Origin of the sequence: Sphingobacterium shayense (assembly GCF_013179575.1) — a bacterium.
GTDB classification, from domain to species: domain Bacteria; phylum Bacteroidota; class Bacteroidia; order Sphingobacteriales; family Sphingobacteriaceae; genus Sphingobacterium; species Sphingobacterium shayense.
Map to the genome: position 1 here is coordinate 1 of NZ_JABMCQ010000027.1, position 16,608 is coordinate 16,608.

At 38.9% G+C, this 16,608-nt stretch carries 14 protein-coding genes; 9 read left to right on the forward strand and 5 right to left on the reverse strand.

Translation table 11 applies throughout. The features are described 5' to 3' along the window. Positions 1 to 394 (forward strand): rhodanese-like domain-containing protein (locus tag HP439_RS05295; RefSeq protein WP_172389303.1); only part of this gene is annotated, 394 nt, incomplete at its 5' end. Between the two features lie 36 nt (positions 395 to 430). Here HP439_RS05295 and HP439_RS05300 read toward each other — a convergent pair. The 5 genes from HP439_RS05300 to HP439_RS05320 form a co-directional block, all read right to left on the reverse strand. Continuing rightward, entirely contained in the window at positions 431 to 1,333 is a 903-nt protein-coding gene (locus HP439_RS05300; RefSeq protein WP_172389304.1) for a serine hydrolase, read from the reverse strand. Between the two features lie 83 nt (positions 1,334 to 1,416). Continuing rightward, positions 1,417 to 2,889, reverse strand: coding sequence for an amino acid permease (locus HP439_RS05305; protein WP_172389305.1), 1,473 nt, complete (start codon positions 2,887 to 2,889; stop codon positions 1,417 to 1,419). A gap of 32 nt (positions 2,890 to 2,921) precedes the next feature. Further along, complete coding sequence (locus tag HP439_RS05310; protein WP_172389306.1) at positions 2,922 to 3,605, reverse strand: hypothetical protein; 684 nt, start codon at positions 3,603 to 3,605, stop codon at positions 2,922 to 2,924. Positions 3,606 to 3,610: 5 nt separating this feature from the next. Then, positions 3,611 to 5,560, reverse strand: coding sequence for a M1 family metallopeptidase (locus tag HP439_RS05315; RefSeq protein WP_172389307.1), 1,950 nt, complete (start codon positions 5,558 to 5,560; stop codon positions 3,611 to 3,613). 10 nt (positions 5,561 to 5,570) lie between these two features. Further along, the gene (locus tag HP439_RS05320) at positions 5,571 to 5,918 is read right to left on the reverse strand and encodes an ArsC family reductase (RefSeq protein WP_172389308.1); all 348 of its coding nucleotides are present in this window, start codon (positions 5,916 to 5,918) and stop codon (positions 5,571 to 5,573) included. 461 nt (positions 5,919 to 6,379) lie between these two features. Between HP439_RS05320 and fbaA the strand changes: the two genes are divergently transcribed. From fbaA to HP439_RS05360, 8 genes are all read left to right on the forward strand, one after another. Next, the gene (gene fbaA, locus HP439_RS05325; RefSeq protein ID WP_172389309.1) at positions 6,380 to 7,459 is read left to right on the forward strand and encodes a class II fructose-bisphosphate aldolase; all 1,080 of its coding nucleotides are present in this window, start codon (positions 6,380 to 6,382) and stop codon (positions 7,457 to 7,459) included. Between the two features lie 301 nt (positions 7,460 to 7,760). Then, positions 7,761 to 8,642: a tyrosine-type recombinase/integrase gene (locus HP439_RS05330; protein ID WP_172389310.1), complete on the forward strand. Its 882-nt coding sequence runs from the start codon at positions 7,761 to 7,763 to the stop codon at positions 8,640 to 8,642. A gap of 14 nt (positions 8,643 to 8,656) precedes the next feature. After that, positions 8,657 to 9,001: a ribosome hibernation-promoting factor, HPF/YfiA family gene (hpf, locus tag HP439_RS05335; RefSeq protein WP_172389311.1), complete on the forward strand. Its 345-nt coding sequence runs from the start codon at positions 8,657 to 8,659 to the stop codon at positions 8,999 to 9,001. Between the two features lie 103 nt (positions 9,002 to 9,104). Then, a complete protein-coding gene (locus HP439_RS05340) occupies positions 9,105 to 9,470 on the forward strand; it encodes a DUF6686 family protein (protein ID WP_172389312.1) in 366 nt (121 codons plus the stop codon). A gap of 173 nt (positions 9,471 to 9,643) precedes the next feature. Continuing rightward, the gene (locus tag HP439_RS05345) at positions 9,644 to 10,171 is read left to right on the forward strand and encodes a ferritin (protein WP_172389313.1); all 528 of its coding nucleotides are present in this window, start codon (positions 9,644 to 9,646) and stop codon (positions 10,169 to 10,171) included. 158 nt (positions 10,172 to 10,329) lie between these two features. Further along, positions 10,330 to 13,083 (forward strand): outer membrane beta-barrel protein, encoded by a 2,754-nt coding sequence (locus HP439_RS05350; RefSeq protein ID WP_343043512.1) that lies wholly within the window; start codon positions 10,330 to 10,332, stop codon positions 13,081 to 13,083. A gap of 1 nt (position 13,084) precedes the next feature. Next, a complete protein-coding gene (locus tag HP439_RS05355) occupies positions 13,085 to 14,050 on the forward strand; it encodes an NAD(P)H-quinone oxidoreductase (RefSeq protein WP_172389314.1) in 966 nt (321 codons plus the stop codon). Between the two features lie 77 nt (positions 14,051 to 14,127). Continuing rightward, positions 14,128 to 16,422 carry a GH92 family glycosyl hydrolase gene (locus HP439_RS05360; RefSeq protein ID WP_172389315.1) on the forward strand — a complete coding sequence of 765 codons (2,295 nt, stop codon included), beginning with the start codon at positions 14,128 to 14,130 and terminating at the stop codon, positions 16,420 to 16,422. Positions 16,423 to 16,608: the final 186 nt, after the last annotated feature.

Below are 16,608 nucleotides of genomic sequence, written 5' to 3' on the forward strand. Positions count from 1 at the left end.
CGAAGTTGCTAGAAAGCTTTCTCTCATTGGAATGGATAACATCGTTGGTTTTGTACCGGATATTTTTGATTCTGCATTAACCAAAGTAGATTTAGTAGATGATGTAATAGTTTCCGATTTGAAGGATAGATTCGATTATGTTTTATTGGATGTTCGCAATTCTATTGAATATAGTCACTCCCATATTCCAAATGCCAAGCATTATTTTGTGGGATATTTGCCAAAAATGGATCTATCGCCTCTAGAGGGAAAAAAGTTGATCATACACTGTCAATCCGGCGACCGAGCATCGATTGCATATTCCTATCTAGAATCTAGGGGTTTTAGAAATCTTAAATTGTATTTGGGTAGTTTTATTGACTGGGAGCAAAAAGGAAGAGCCTTGACAAAATGAAGGCTCTAAATGCATTTTACTCGTTTTTTAACATCGTTAATTCACTATAGCATACGGAGTGAATTTGTGATTAGGTTCAAAGTAGTTCCACAGGAGATTAGCTATTTTACGCGTCAGGACTTCAGCTTGGTTGTCTGGAGTCCAACTTTGATCTTTGTTATTTTTTGTTAATATAGCGAATACAAAATCACCCGACGGGCCGTGAACAAATACAACTTCGCCGCGAGCGTCATTCACTGACCCTGTTTTTGATGCGGTTGCGATATTCGCTGGAATTTGTGAAAGAGAGCGTTCGTTGTAGAATTGGTTTTTTAGAAACCGATACATTTTGTCTGACATACGGCTATCGTAAATGTCTCCGAACCTAATTTTAGCTAATAAAGTCGCGATTTCTTTGGGTGTTGTTTGTCCCCAACCGTATTTCTTCCAAGCGCTTTCTCTTCCTTCGGTTTTTGAGTTTACTTTCGTGTTTTTAAGACCAAACTCATCCATTAACTTATTTATATTGCTACCCCCTCCGGCAAGCTCTTGACTCCAGATTGAGGCGACATTGTCACTGTAGGTGAGCATCAAAGAGACCATTGTTGCTAAATCTGTAGTAGCACTATCTTTGTAAAATTGCATAAGTCCTGATCCTCCATACTCACGTTTCGTGTCATATCGATAGGATCCCGTTAGTTTGAGTTTTTTCTCATTTATTTTGTTAAATACCCCTACCAGAATAGGTATTTTAACGATACTCGCGGTAGGAAATATAGTGTCAGCCTGAATATTAACCGTTTTGTTTTTTTCAAAATGCTCGACGTAGATTCCAATTTCGCCTTCAAAGGACGCGATCTGTTCTTTTATAAGTTTGTCTAGCTTTTTATCGTTTTTTTGCGCTTGCACTATGCTAGTGATTAGTGTAACATTAAAAATTAGTAAGAGTAACTTTTTCATAGGAAGGAGGCGGGTAAATGTTAGAAAGGCCGTGTTTGTAATGATTTGATAGCACGACCTTTCTGATATATAATGAATTATAACTAGCCCTTGGCGTGCGCTTTACGTTGTTTGCTATGTTTCTTTCCGTAAAAATAATAGATTACTAACCCAAGTAATAACCAAGCAGCGAGACGTTCCCAACTTTCGATTGGTAGTGATGCCATTAGTATGACACAAACTAAAATTCCGAGAATAGGAATTACCGGGACAAATGGTGTTTTGAAAGGGCGTTCCAGCTCCGGAGAAGTTTTTCTTAATACGAGTATACCTACACACACCAAAGCGAACGCAAATAGTGTCCCTATACTCACCATATGTCCTAAATCTGAGATAGGCACGAATCCTGCGAAAATAGAAACGAAGACCATGAAAATGATGTTGGTTTTCCATGGTGTATGATTTTTGGAAAGATCCGAGAACACCTTCGGTAGCAGTCCATCTTTACTCATCGAGTAGAATACCCGACTCTGACCAAGAAGCATCACGAGGATAACGGACGTGTAGCCCGCAATAATTGTGATTGTTAAGGCTGTATTTAAAAATGTATACCCTGTTTTAGCAAATGCAGTAGATACTGGTTTAGCATTGCCCTCGAATAGGGTATAATGTTCCAAGCCAGTTAGGACATATGCAAAAAGTACATAAAGAATTGTACATACGATTAATGATCCGATGATACCTATTGGCATAGATCGTTTTGGATCTTTCGCTTCTTGGGCAGCTGTGCTAACGGCGTCAAACCCTATGAAAGCAAAAAACAGAACGCCCGCCGCGCGGAGAATACCGCTGATGCCGAATTCGCCGAAATGCTCTCCGGTTAAAAATTCCCACCATCCTAGTTCGCCGTTTTTTACCATTTCTTCGGCAGGATTTTCAGGAATAAACGGTGTGTGGTTTGCGGAGTCGATGAAGCTCCAGCCAAGCGCTATAAAAATTAACACAACAGATACTTTTAAAATTACCAACAGGTTATTGACTGTTGTTGATTCCTTTGTCCCTCTTATTAGTAAGAGGGAGAGTAAACACACGATAATAATAGCTGGAATGTTTACGACTCCGCCTTCCCATGGACCTTTTAAATATTGTTCGGGAATGGATAGGTTAAACGTAGAGAGTAGTTCATTGAAATATTGAGACCAACTTACGGCAACCGTCGCGCTGGCGAGGGCATATTCTAGTACCAAGTCCCACCCGATGATCCATGCTACAAATTCGCCCATTGTTGCATAGGAATAGGTATATGCACTTCCCGCAACTGGAATCATCGACGCAAATTCAGCATAACAAAGCCCTGCGAAGGAGCAGGCTACAGCTGCAATTATGAAAGACAGTAAGACAGCAGGACCCGCATTTTCCGCTGCTGCTATTCCTGTTAATGAAAATAATCCAGCTCCGATTATTGCCCCGATTCCCAACGCTACTAACCCCGTAGCAGAGAGGGTTCGTTTGAGCGTGTGCTCTCCTGTTTCCTTAGCTTCCTCAATGATTTGAGGTATTGATTTTTTATATAACATGGTCAGGTTGATTTTTATATAAAATATTTGGGTTAGGGCTTTTTAAATTTTGCATACGAATCTAAGACGTAAATACGAACATCTTCTGCTGAAGCGGTCTCAATAAATTGAAGTTCGGGTCTAAATCGTTCTCGAAATAGCGGAAGTTCTTCTTCGCTGATTGGAATAATACTTCGAATGAGTTTTGCCGTAAATAGGCGATCGACTTTACGTTTACTTTGTTCGGAGAGAAGAAGGTCCAGATTTTTCCGCGCTTGTTTACTTTTGCGCCCAAATAGCCTCGAAGGCGAAACACGTAAACCACCTTTATTCTGGGATACTTCAACAACTTTTCCTTCATTTCTCGCTGTAGCGATTTCTGCCGCAAGCCTGCTGTCAGTAAGCCTAGTTACTAATACTTCATCTATAACGATACTTTTCTGATCACGAACTAAATAAATTCGCTGTATACCCTCTTCGTATATAAATATAGTGTCTGTTTCATAACCGGGTTGAGCAAAAGTTAATAGATCGTTGAGTGACCCGCGAATCAGAAACTCTCCATCTCCATTAGATGTAGCTTCATCATTGGTTCGTAGATTTTTTACGGTTACATCTTTCAACCGTTCGCTACTGTTTAATTCATGAACTATACCTTTTATCTCCTGTGCTCTGAGGGTTGTAACTATAGAAATAAATAGTACGGTTAATATACATAACTTTTTTAAGTCTTTCATGTTGTCTAATTGCGGGGCCAAATGTTGTTATCTGAATTAATGTCGGGGTATACGTTGTCTGGGTCAATCACTACTTTAGAAAGTTTCTCTATTGATTCGAGTTTGAAACGCCACGACTTATTTCGCTGCCATACTTCTACAGGAAGTTTTTTGCGAATTTTTTTTCCAGACTCAGTCGTTGCTTCTATAACCACGGGGAGAGCTAGCTTTTGTAGATTGTCGATCGTAATTAGAGCCCCGTCTTTGGGGTCCATATTGACATATTCAACGTTTGCAAGACTCTGATCTAATGTCCAGTTATTTTGAAACCACCCTCGCCAAAACCAAGCTAAATTTTCGCCGGTTTCATTTTCGATAGTGCGGAAAAAATCGTCTGGAGTGGGGTGTTTATAAGCCCAGTTATGAATGTATGTTCTGAATGCTTTGTCGAATCTTTCAGCCCCTATTATTTCATCGCGTAGCAGTCTCAAACCAAAGGCTGGTTTATAGTAGGCGAGGACACCGATATTACGTTCACGCATTCCTGCAGGTGCTGACATAATGGGCTCTAAATTCGGGTTGGCTAGTGCTTTAGAAATTGCATTCCTATCTCCAAAAGATTTGTTGTACTCTCCTTTGTTAAAGGCTTCTGTGGACAAGTCATTTATAAAACTGTTAAACCCTTCGTCCATCCATGCGTGTAGTCTCTCGTTACTCCCCACTATCATCGGAAACCAGTTGTGTCCAAATTCGTGATCTGTTACTCCCCATAGACTTCCTGCCTTCGCTTTGTAGCCGCAGAACGATAGCCCAGGATATTCCATACCACCAACGTTAGAAGCAACGTTTACTGCGACAGGATATGGATACTCAAGCCATTTTTCACTGTAATACTCGATAGAAGCTTTGGTATATTCTGTAGAACGTTCCCAAGCGTTGTCCCCGTTACTTTCTACTGGGTAGGCCGATAATGCGAGGGAATTCCCACCGCTAGGAGTGTTTATTTTTGCTCCATCAATAATAAATGCAGGAGAACTGGCCCAGGCGAAATCGTGGGCATTTTGTAGCTTGTATTTCCAAGTGAGAGTGGTATTTTGTGGGCGAGAATTTTTGTCCGTCACTTCCTGCGCTGAACGAATCATAACCGTTTTGTCGCTTTGGAAAGCTTTTTTATATCTTGATAACTGATCTTTCGTCCATACTTCTTCGGGGTTTAGTAATTCACCGCCTGCAACAACAATGTGATTTGCTGGTGCCGTTACTTCCACTTGATAGGTTCCATATTCAAGATAGAACTCTCCCGGACCCGTGTAAGGATCGGTATTCCATCCTAAAATATCGTCAAATACACAAACACGAGGGTACCATTGAGCAACGCTATAGATTTTACCGTTTTTTGTATTTAGTATTCCTGTACGATCTGCCCCGTACTCAGGTATAGTATATGCAAAATCTATATTTATATCCACGGTATTTCCTCCTGGTTTGAGGGGGGTGGGTAATTCAACACGCATTCGCGTGTCATTTATAGAATAGTTCGCTTCGCTACCGTCCCCCAAGGTTACTTTATTAAAAGAAAATCCACCGTCGAATTCTGAACCGGCGGTTCCATAACGACTATCTTCAAGAGGAACGACTGCTTGTCCTCGTGAGTTTTCGTTAAATAAATTTTGATCAAGCTGAAGCCAGATATGACTTAGTTCCTCCGGACTATTATTTGTGTACTTAATAGATACGGAGGCTGTGACGCGGTCGGACTTATCATCCAGGGATACTTTTAGGATATAGTCTGCCGCATTTTGCCAATAAGCTGGCCCCGGTTTTCCTGAGGCGCTTCGATATGTGTTTCCGTTCTTTGTGTAAAAAATAGGATCAAACGTCTCTGTATAATTATAGGCGCTTTGTATTTGTGAATGTGCTGTTTGTGATAAAAGAAGACAGCTCGAAATGGCGGTATATATTATTTGTCTTAGCATATGTTAGTAGTTATCGTAGTTTTTCGTTGTATTCTTGTTCGTCAAAACCTAATATAATTCCTTTTGAGGATTCAATTAATGGTCTCTTTATCATGCTATTGTTTTCTAAGAGCACAATGTTTGCTGAAGTGGCGTCTTGGACGGTCGCTTTTTGTTCGGGATTTAATTTTTTCCACGTGGTCCCGTTTTTATTGACGAGTGATTCCCATGACACCTGCTTTTCCCATTCATCTAATTTTTTCCTAGTAACAGGTTCTTTTTTATAATCGTGAAATGTGTGTTGAATATCGTGGTCTTGTAGCCAGGTTAGCGCTTTTTTAACTGTGTTGCAGTTTTTTATACCGTATACGTGTAGCATAATTTAATAATTTTTTCTGTTTGTTTGTTATTCGCGCCAAAACATACTATGAAGTAGGAAACTGGCGGTCTTCTAACTTGCTTTAGCAGTTGTACTTCAAAAAGGCTCAATTTTCCGTTGTAGATAGATCCGTTTTAAAATTTTCTGTTATTCTGTGAAAACAGGCACCATTTATAGTTATTGTCCTCGGTGATGGGATTATGTTTTGAAAATCATATAAAACACCCGCGTAATCATTTCAGAGAACTAATTGTAAATATACATTTTTTTTCAAAATGCACGTAAAATGACGACGGGCATATCTTTTTCTATCCATAATTAAGAAGGATATTTGGTAGAAAGTTGAGAAGTATATGTTGAAGAAATCCGTTATCAATGTGTATTTTTTACACTAAGTGTTTTTGGTAATCAAAAAAATATCATTACCTTTAGTCACACAATATAAATATAAGACAAAACATATGAGCCTAAAAGATTTTAAAGGTGTTTTGACGGGAGATCAAGTCCAAGAGTTATTTGAGATTGCTAAAACACATAAATTTGCTTTACCAGCTGTAAATATTATCGGTACGAACTCGATTAATGCAGTAATGGAAACCGCTAAAGCGGTGAATTCACCAGTTATTATTCAGCTTTCAAATGGTGGAGCGCAGTTTTATGCGGGTAAGTCGTTAAATAATGACGGACTTAAAGCATGTATTTTGGGAGCGGTTTCAGCAGCTCATCACGTACATTTATTGGCAGAGCATTATGGTGTTGCGGTTATCCTTCATACTGACCACGCTGCAAAGAAATTACTTCCTTGGATTGATGGATTGTTAGATGCGGGCGAGAAGTTTTTTGCACAACACGGAAAACCATTATTCTCTTCACACATGTTGGATTTGTCGGAGGAACCTATCGAAGAGAACATCGAAATTTCCGCAAAATATTTAGCGCGTATGAAACCACTAGGTATGACCGTCGAGATCGAATTAGGAGTAACAGGTGGAGAAGAAGACGGAGTTGATAACTCGGATGTTGATAGTTCTAAATTATATACACAACCTGAAGAAGTTGCATATGCGTACGAGGAACTTTCCAAAGTTTCTGATAAGTTTACGGTAGCAGCCGCATTTGGTAATGTACATGGTGTATACAAACCTGGAAATGTAAAACTTCAACCGGTCATTTTAAATAATTCGCAAGCATATATTAAAGAGAAATTTAATTTGTCGGCCGAAAAGCCTGTGAACTTCGTATTCCACGGTGGATCGGGCTCAGCTCCTGAGGAAATTGCTGAAGCGATCTCATATGGTGCAATTAAAATGAACATTGATACCGATATGCAGTGGGCTTACTGGGACGGTGTTCGTGCTTACGAGGCTAAAAATCGTGATTATTTGCAAGCACAGATCGGCAACCCAGAAGGCGCTGATTCACCTAATAAAAAATATTACGATCCTCGCGTTTGGTTACGCAAAGGAGAGGAAGCATTTGTTGAGCGGCTAAGACAGGCATTTAGTGAATTAAATGCGATCGATGTTAATTCGAAATTGTAATTGATTGCGTTATCTGACGCAACTATATAGTAATACCCAAGAAGCCCAGGCAGTGCACTGCCTGGGCTTCTTTATATATATATGTACTACGATTTTGCATATTGAATGCTGTAAAATCCGTAGTGAGGATGTTTCCCTGCACCCGATGTGGTACCACAAAGCTTGATCGATAAAATTACCAGTTATTAACAGAAATTTAATTTGTTTATCTGCGATGAATTGCTATATTTATACGACATAGGATGGAGCATATTTTTAGCTCTTTACGAGGGTGGGGTAATCAATAAACAAAGTAAAGTCGATGAGTAAACAAAGCTTTTTAAATTTTTTGAAGTTTGAGAAACGGTATTCTATTCATACGATTAATGCTTATTCCCATGAGATTGATACTTACGTTTCTTTTTTAGAATCTCAGAGCCTGGCGTTAGAACACGCAACGTTTCGTGACGTGAGGGCTTATCTTTCGCAATTGAAAGAAAACGGGCGACAGGCTACTAGTATCAACCGTTCTATTTCTTCACTACGTTCTTATTACAAATTTTTATTACGAGAGGGGTTGGTGGCCGCAAGTCCGATGGTCTTAATTCATGCTCTAAAAACTGGCAAGAAATTACCTGTTGTTATTGAGCAGGATAAAATGGTTCATCTATTGGACGAAGGACATACGCGACCTAACGATTTTGAACATGCACGGGATTTTGTTGTTCTAGAATTGTTATTTGGTACAGGAATTCGTCTTTCAGAATTACTAAATATTAAGGAACGCGATATCGATACATATAATCGACGTGTGCTTATTTTAGGTAAACGAAACAAGGAAAGGTTGGTTCCTATTCACCAAACATTGATGGAGGAAATTACTCAGTATTTAAAACTTAAATATAGCCAGGAATTTAAAAACAATTCATCCCACTTAATCGTTACCAACGTAGGAAAGCAAGCGTATCCAAAATTGATTTACAGGATTGTCCAGCATTACCTTGCGCAGATAACATCGCAAAAGAAGCGGAGTCCGCACGTGTTGCGCCACAGCTTCGCCAGCACATTGTTAAATAATGGAGCCGACTTAAATGCAATTAAAGAATTATTAGGCCACGCGGGACTGGCCGCGACTCAAGTCTATACACACAATTCAGTGGAGAGATTGAAAACAGTTTATAAACAAGCCCATCCAAAGGCTTAAAAAAAGGAGGAAAAATGAATATTATTGTGCAATCTATTAAGTTTGACGCAGATCAAAAATTGGTAACATTTATCAAAAAGAAAACTGCAAAATTAGAGCAGTTTTTAGATAATATCATCGAAGGTGTTTGTTATTTACGATTGGAAAATGTAGATGACGAGACTAATAAAATTGTGGAGATTAAAATAAATATTCCAGGGAATCAATTATTTGCCAAGGCGCAGGCAAAAACATTTGAAGAAGCAACAGACGTTGCTGTTGAGTCGTTAAGAAGACAAATTAATAAACATAAAACAAAAACGCGAACGAATTTGAGCAACCATAAAGAGCTGTTAAGTGGTGCTGAAGAGGAAATATAAACTTTAAAAAATGTAAATGTTGAAAGCTGATTGAAAAATCAGCTTTTTTATTTGGATCAAATCTTAATAACATCTATATTTGTTGCGTTAATTAAATCGGAAAATGATAGTTTGTCCATTAGCAAATTTTGAAGAAGTGTTTCACACGGGAAACGGTGCCGTTTATCAATGCAGTCGTAAAAATTGTTATTGGTTAGAGTTTCAAGGCTCGGCCACTGCTTTTCGCATTTCTGATTTTTTTCATTTTAAGAAAATTATCGATAAAATCGATATTGATTCTATGATTAGTGATACTTCTCGAACCTCTGATTTTGAGGTGATTATGCCACATCGCACAGACCGTTGTTTCATTTTATCGGTACAAGATATTTTGAATTTACGTGAAATCTTGTCGGGAGCAAAATTCATGATTGAGCTGAATAGCGAAGTTAAAAAGATTTTGCGTAAAGAGGGGGTGTACCTCGTTTAAGCCTTCGTTTAATTGTATTGATTATAAATAACTTACACGCTCTCTAGCCTAATTTAGACTGAATTCGTATTACAGTTTTTTTATTCGAATCGATCTCTATTAATGTATCTTTGTATCAAACAATGTAGGAATAACATTGTTAATATTGTATAATCTAAAAGATCAAAGATATTATGAAAGATTTATTAAAATTGAAAACATCTCTAAACGAGGATATCGAAAATATATTAAATGCACAAGTTAAAGTTGAAGCTCATTCTTCGGCTCTTTATTTAGCAATGTCTTCTTGGTGTGATGACCAAGGTTTAGACAATTCCGCGACGTTTTTTGCAAAACAGGCTGATGAGGAGCGTGCACATATGTTGAAAATTTTTAATTACATAAACAATCGTGGCGGTCGTGCTATATCTCCAGAAATTAACAATATTCCTGTAGAATTTGAGTCCTTTCGCGGCGTATTTGAACAGGCATTAGAGCAGGAAATGTTCGTTACTGAACAATTTAACAATATTGCTGATAAATGTATGAGATCAAAAGATTTCGTGACATTTAATTTCTTACAATGGTTCTTAGAAGAGCAAGTGGAAGAAGAATATGTAGCGCGTCGTATCTTAGAATTGTTTGATGTAATTGGAGAAGACGGTACGGGGCGTTGGGAAATTGACAAACATTTAGTGAAGGTTACTTTTGATGGTGAATAATTGATTTACTTATTTACTTAATGAATAAAAAGGGTTGTTTCTTATGAAGCAACCCTTTTTTAATTATACAAAAAATAAAGTTTTAACGTTCTTTGATAAACGTATAGCGAAATTCATTTTTTTCGTATATTGATCTCAAACGAGTGAAAACAAGATTTGTGAAGTATCTAAGGTATTCTATTTTCATTGTTGCTTTGGTTAGTATCCATGCCTTAGGTATGTCTGAGCTCGTAGCTCAGACGGCGGATCGGCAAATTCAGGGATATGTAATTGATACAGCAAGTGTTCGCATGCAGGGAGTTACCGTTCGCCTTATCAGTGAATATGATACGCTCGTTACGAGTACTTCAGGGGCCGGATTTTATGAATTTGAAAAGGTTAAAGGAAAGAACGTCCAAATTTCCTATAGCATGCTTGGCTATAAGATTATAAACAAAAAATTGCCATCCGATTCACGGAGTAATTTTTTTATGATGCCGAACGTTGTGCTTTCCCCACAAACATCGTTAATTGAAGGCATATACGTAGTTAAGACTGTTCCGGTTACTTATTCTATAGATACAGTTCAGTATAATATGGATGCGTTTAGTTTTCGAGCGAATTCGCTACTCGAAGAGGCTCTGAAACAGTTACCGGGGATACAGGTTTCCCGTGATGGTACTGTGTATGCGCAGGGCAAACCAATATCTTCCGTGCGGGTGGATGGTAAAAAGTTTTTTGGAGGAGATGTTCTTACTGCGACGCGAAATTTACCAGCTGATTTTATATCCCAACTACAGGTCATTAACTCATATGGGGAAAATGCTACTAATAACGGTATGAAAACGGAAGAACCGGAGAAGGTTCTGAATATTGTTTTGAAGCAAGATCGTAAACGTATTTCTTTTGGACAAATTACCGCTGGCGGAGGCACGAGTGAGAGGTTTATAGGGAGTATCGGTGTCAATCGATTCGACGACGGACAAGAATTCTCGATTGTCGGATCCGTAAACAATACGAATACTAGTTTGTTTTCGTTTGGTTCTCCCAACGGCGTAGGCGATCGGGATCGTTCTTTATTTGATGCAACAGATTTTGTGGATCCCACTGACGGATTAAATAATATTAAATCATTTGGATTTAACTTCTCCGACAATCTTGCGAAGAATTCCCAGTTCAATGGGAGTTACAGTTTTACGCGTAAAGAGAACGTCACACAGGGAAATTCGTTGCTACGTTCAAATTATATCGGTAACATGATTTCTAACCAGGAGTCTTATCAAATGACTAATGATAACAACTTTCATCGTTTTACGGCAGAATTTAAACATCAATTTGCAAATAACGATATATTAGAAATAAGACCGGTCTTTAGCTACAATAGGACCAATATGGGGAACAACCGTCAACGTCAAATTGACAATAACCGGATCACCAATCGCGGTATATATCGAGATACTTCGTTTTCGAAAAACCCAAACATGGACGTAAATCTAGTTTATGCAAAAGCTTTCAAAAAGAAGGGGCGTAAGCTAATTGGTAACGTAACTTTGAATTTCAACAGCAATGACGAGCTAGAAGATGTATTGGACCGTTATACTACGATCGACTCGACATCGGATGCACCTGTTTTTTCCCATTTTGAACAACGCTATTTCATTCAACAGGATAACGGTACGGATGGTGTGAAAGCTTCACTTTCGTACGTGGAGCCATTTTCGGATTATAGTAAACTTGAGTTTGTATATGATTATCAATTGACGGATATGACCACAACACGGCTGGTTGAAGATAAGAACAAAACGGATGAACTTGGGTATTTTTATTATGTTGATTCACTAGGAGTAAACTATAACTACAGATTCAATAGTAGTAAGGTTGGACTAAACTATCAATATACTCCAAACAAAAACGTGCGTGCGAACATCGGTTTTGCGGTACAGCCTTTAAAACTTGTTGGAAACCTTCCAGGTCAGGAGCTTAAATATACATATGGAAATGTGAATCTAGTGCCGACCGCCGGAATAAAATGGCGAGTAACTAAAGAAATTGATTGGGCAATAGATTATATTGGTAAAAACAATCAGCCAAATTTCTTACATATCATTCCTGTACGAGACAATAGTAACTCGCAGAATATTATCGTAGGTAATCCGGAGTTGAAAGCCGAGTTCTCGAACCGTATCAGCACTACCTTCCGTAAATTTATAACCACACGTAATCAATATTTTGAGACCAATTTTGCTTATAATTTTGTAGTTAATAAAATTGTTTCCGATAAAAAAGCTTATTCATCCTCGACGATCCAAGAAACATCTTTTAAGAACGCGGACGGCTATTTTGATTTAAAGTGGTATTATCTGTTTAATACACCTATTTTTAATGAAAGCCTACAACTGGATCTAATAGGAAGTACTGATTATTACAATAATCTTTCCTATGTAAATGATGAGCGAAACAAAACAAAACAATTGGTTTATTCGCAATCTCTTCAGTTCCGCTATAATTGGAGTGATTATTTTGAAACCCTGTTTAATGCGAATTATTTGCTCAATCATGCAAGTTATACATGGCCCAATAAAACTGAGGTTACTGCGCATAGTCTTTTATTTAGCGCGGGAACAAAAGGATATTTATCGGATCACATTACCCTAGGTGCGGAAATGTCTCAACGATTCAATTCGGGTTATGAAAGTAGTTTTATGAATAGTAATCCGACGATAATAAATGCATATATGGAATTTTCCTTTTTCAATAATAAGGCTGCAGTACTACGTATTCAAGGATTCGACCTTTTAGATCAAAATAGAAACATGGGGACGTATAGCGAGTATATCGGTAACGATTTATACGAAGCAAAAAATAATCGCTTAGGGCGTTATTTTATGCTTACTTTAAATGTTCGATTGCAAAAATATCCAAAAAAGAAATAATATGCATGCAGTTGTCATAACAGAATATGGAGGTCCCGAAGTTCTTAAATTAGTTGTAAGAGATAGTCCGAAGCTGAACGATAATGAAGTGCTTGTGGAAGTAAAAGCTGCCGGGGTAAACCGTCCGGATGTATTCCAGCGTAAGGGCAATTACCCTGCACCCGCGGGCGCCGTGGCCGATATTCCCGGATTAGAAGTCTCCGGGATAATAGTAGCCTTGGGTAAGGGTGTAACAAAATGGTCTAAAGGTGACCGTGTATGCGCGCTGGTAACAGCAGGTGGATATGCGACGCAGGTTGCTGTACATCAAGATATTTGTTTACCGATACCCAATGGCCTTACTTTTGTAGAGGCAGCAGCGCTTCCTGAAAATATTTATACCGTGTGGGACAATGTTTTTCGAAGGGGACGTCTTTCTGCGGGTGAAGGCATATTAATACATGGTGGATCCGGTGGAATTGGTAGTATTGCAATACAGCTATCTAAAGTATTCGGTGCGCGAATTTTTACGACCGCCTCTACAACCGAAAAATGTAAATATTGTGCCGATCTTGGGGCAGAAATTGCGATAAATTATAAAAATAGTGACTTTGAGACTGTACTGAAAGGCGAACAAGTTAATGTTATTTTAGACAGCATCGGGGGCGATTATTTTGAGAAAAATATCGATCTACTGGCACCAGAAGGGCGATTGGTTTATATTAACGCTGTAGGAGGAGCTAAGGTTCCCCTTAATATTTTTAAACTTATGCAGAAGCGGTTGTCGGTTACGGGGAGTACGCTTCGTGCACGCGATATTTGTTTTAAAGCTGAGTTAACCCAGGATATTTTTCAAAACGTTTGGCCATTAATTGGCGAAAAATTTCGTCCACAAGTCTTTAAAAAAATACCTTTGGCAGATGCCGCCAAAGCCCATCTATTAATGGAGTCGGGTAATTTCCTGGGTAAGTTAGTTCTAACTGTATGATTTGCTAAATACTTTTAGCTATCTGTTTTAGGATATTTTTGTTTACTTTAGAGAATTCTTAAATAAGCCGATAATTGATGAAATTGAAATTTTTAACAACAATTTTCTTAAGTGGGAGCCTGTTTTTTGGCCATGGCCAAACGATCGACAAAATTGAAAGACCGATCGATTTGGTCAGTACACTTGTTGGTACGCAGTCTACGTATTTATTCTCGACAGGGAATACTTATCCCGCGATTGCTATGCCTTGGGGTATGAACTTCTGGAGTCCACAGTCTGGAAAAATGGGCGATGGATGGATGTATAGTTATACTGCTGAGAAGCTACGAGGTTTTAAACAAACCCATCAGCCGTCGCCTTGGATGAACGACTATGGTCAGTTCTCTATTATGCCTATGGTGGGGGTGAAGACCTTCGATCAGGAGAAGCGATCGAGCCATTTCTCGCATAAAGCGGAAGTAGCGAAACCGCATTATTATTCTGTCTATTTAGCGGACTATGATGTAACGACAGAAATCACGCCGACAGAGCGGGCTGCGTTTTTTCGCCTCACTTTTCCTAAGACCGATGAAGCTTATGTGCTCCTTGACGCATTTGATAAAGGATCATATGTGGAAGTCCTACCGAAGGAGCAAAAAATAATAGGTTACTCCACAAAGAATAGCGGTGGTGTGCCTGACAACTTCAAAAATTATTTTGTACTGGAATTTGACCATCCATTCGCAAATATCTCAACCTTCGCCGACTCGGTACTAACCGAGGATCGTTATCTGGTAAAAGCTGATCACGTAGGTGCGTTGGTGGGTTTTCAGATCGCTAATAGTGGAGAGCAAGTGCTGATAAAAGTTGCGTCTTCTTTTATTTCTAAAGAACAAGCTGAAATTAACCTGAAGGAACTTGAAGGGACAACGTTCGACGAACGGGTTGCTAAGGGAGAAAACATTTGGAACACGGAGTTGAAAAAAATAGAAATAGAGGGCGGTAATATCGACGATATGCGGACCTTTTATTCCTGTTTATATCGATCGTTACTATTTCCTCGCATGTTTTATGAAATCGATGCAAAGGGAGATGTTGTTCATTACTCACCTTACAATGGGAAAGTTTTACCCGGATATATGTTTACCGATACTGGTTTTTGGGATACTTTCCGTAGTCTTTTTCCATTCTTGAACTTAATGTACCCGGAAATTAGTGAGAAAATGCAGGATGGACTTGCAAACGCTTATCGTGAGAGCGGTTGGTTGCCAGAGTGGGCCAGCCCTGGTTTACGCAGCGTTATGGTTGGAAACAATTCGGCGTCTGTGGTCGCTGATGCTTGGATCAAAGGTGTGCGTTCAAAAGACATTGAGACGCTTTATGAGGCTGTATTGCACGGCGCGAATAATGCTGGACCGTTGCCAGCGGTAGGCCGTGCAGGGGCTAGCTATTACAAAGAGTTAGGTTATGTGCCATACGATGTTGATATTAATGAGAATGCTGCTCGTACTTTGGAATACGCCTACGATGATTTTTCAATATATCAATTAGCAAAAGCATTGGATAAACCTATGGAAGATCAACAACTTTATAAGGATCGTTCTTTCAACTATAAAAAGCTCTTTGATCCTGCTACAGGTTTAATGCGAGGAAAGAATAAGAACGGTGAATTCCAATCCCCTTTTAATCCGTTTAAGTGGGGAGATGCATTCACGGAAGGAAACAGCTGGCATTATACCTGGTCCGTTTTTCAGGATATTGAAGGATTGGCAAATTTAATGGGAGGCCACCAAGCGATGGAAATCAAATTAGATTCAGTGTTCAGCTTACCACCGATTTTTGATGATTCTTACTACGGATTTCCTATCCACGAGATCAGGGAAATGCAGGTTGCTAATATGGGACAGTATGCGCACGGGAATCAACCTATTCAGCATATGATTTATCTTTATAATCATGTGGGAACGCCGTGGAAGACACAATATTGGGTGAGAGAAACGATGAATAGAATGTATTCACCTAATCCGGACGGTTATTGCGGAGATGAAGACAACGGTCAAACGTCAGCATGGTATGTATTCTCGGCACTTGGGTTTTATCCAGTAACACCCGCTACTGACGAATATATTTTGGGTGCTCCCTTATTTAAAAAAGCGACACTGCATTTGCCTAACGGAAAGAAAGTTTCTATTCAAGCTGACAAGAATTCGAATGAAAATAGGTATATCCATAGTATGAAGTGGAACGGGAAGAATTATTCAAAGAATTACATCAAGCATAGCGAACTCGTTAAGGGCGCTACTATTTCCTTTGATATGCGGTCTGAACCGAATAAAAATCGTGGAGTAAATAAAGATGATCTTCCATTTTCGTTGAGCAAAGACGATATGTAGATTGTTAAATATTGTATTTATTATATTTAGAACCTCCTTTTTTAAGGGAGGTTCTTTTGTTTATAGAAGAGTGCAACACAGTCGTACGTGTAACCTCGGGAGAGATTAAGTGATGTAAGTGAGGATCATCGTCGGACTCGGAAGGTTTGATCTTTTGATACAGAAAAATATATACGTAAATGTAAC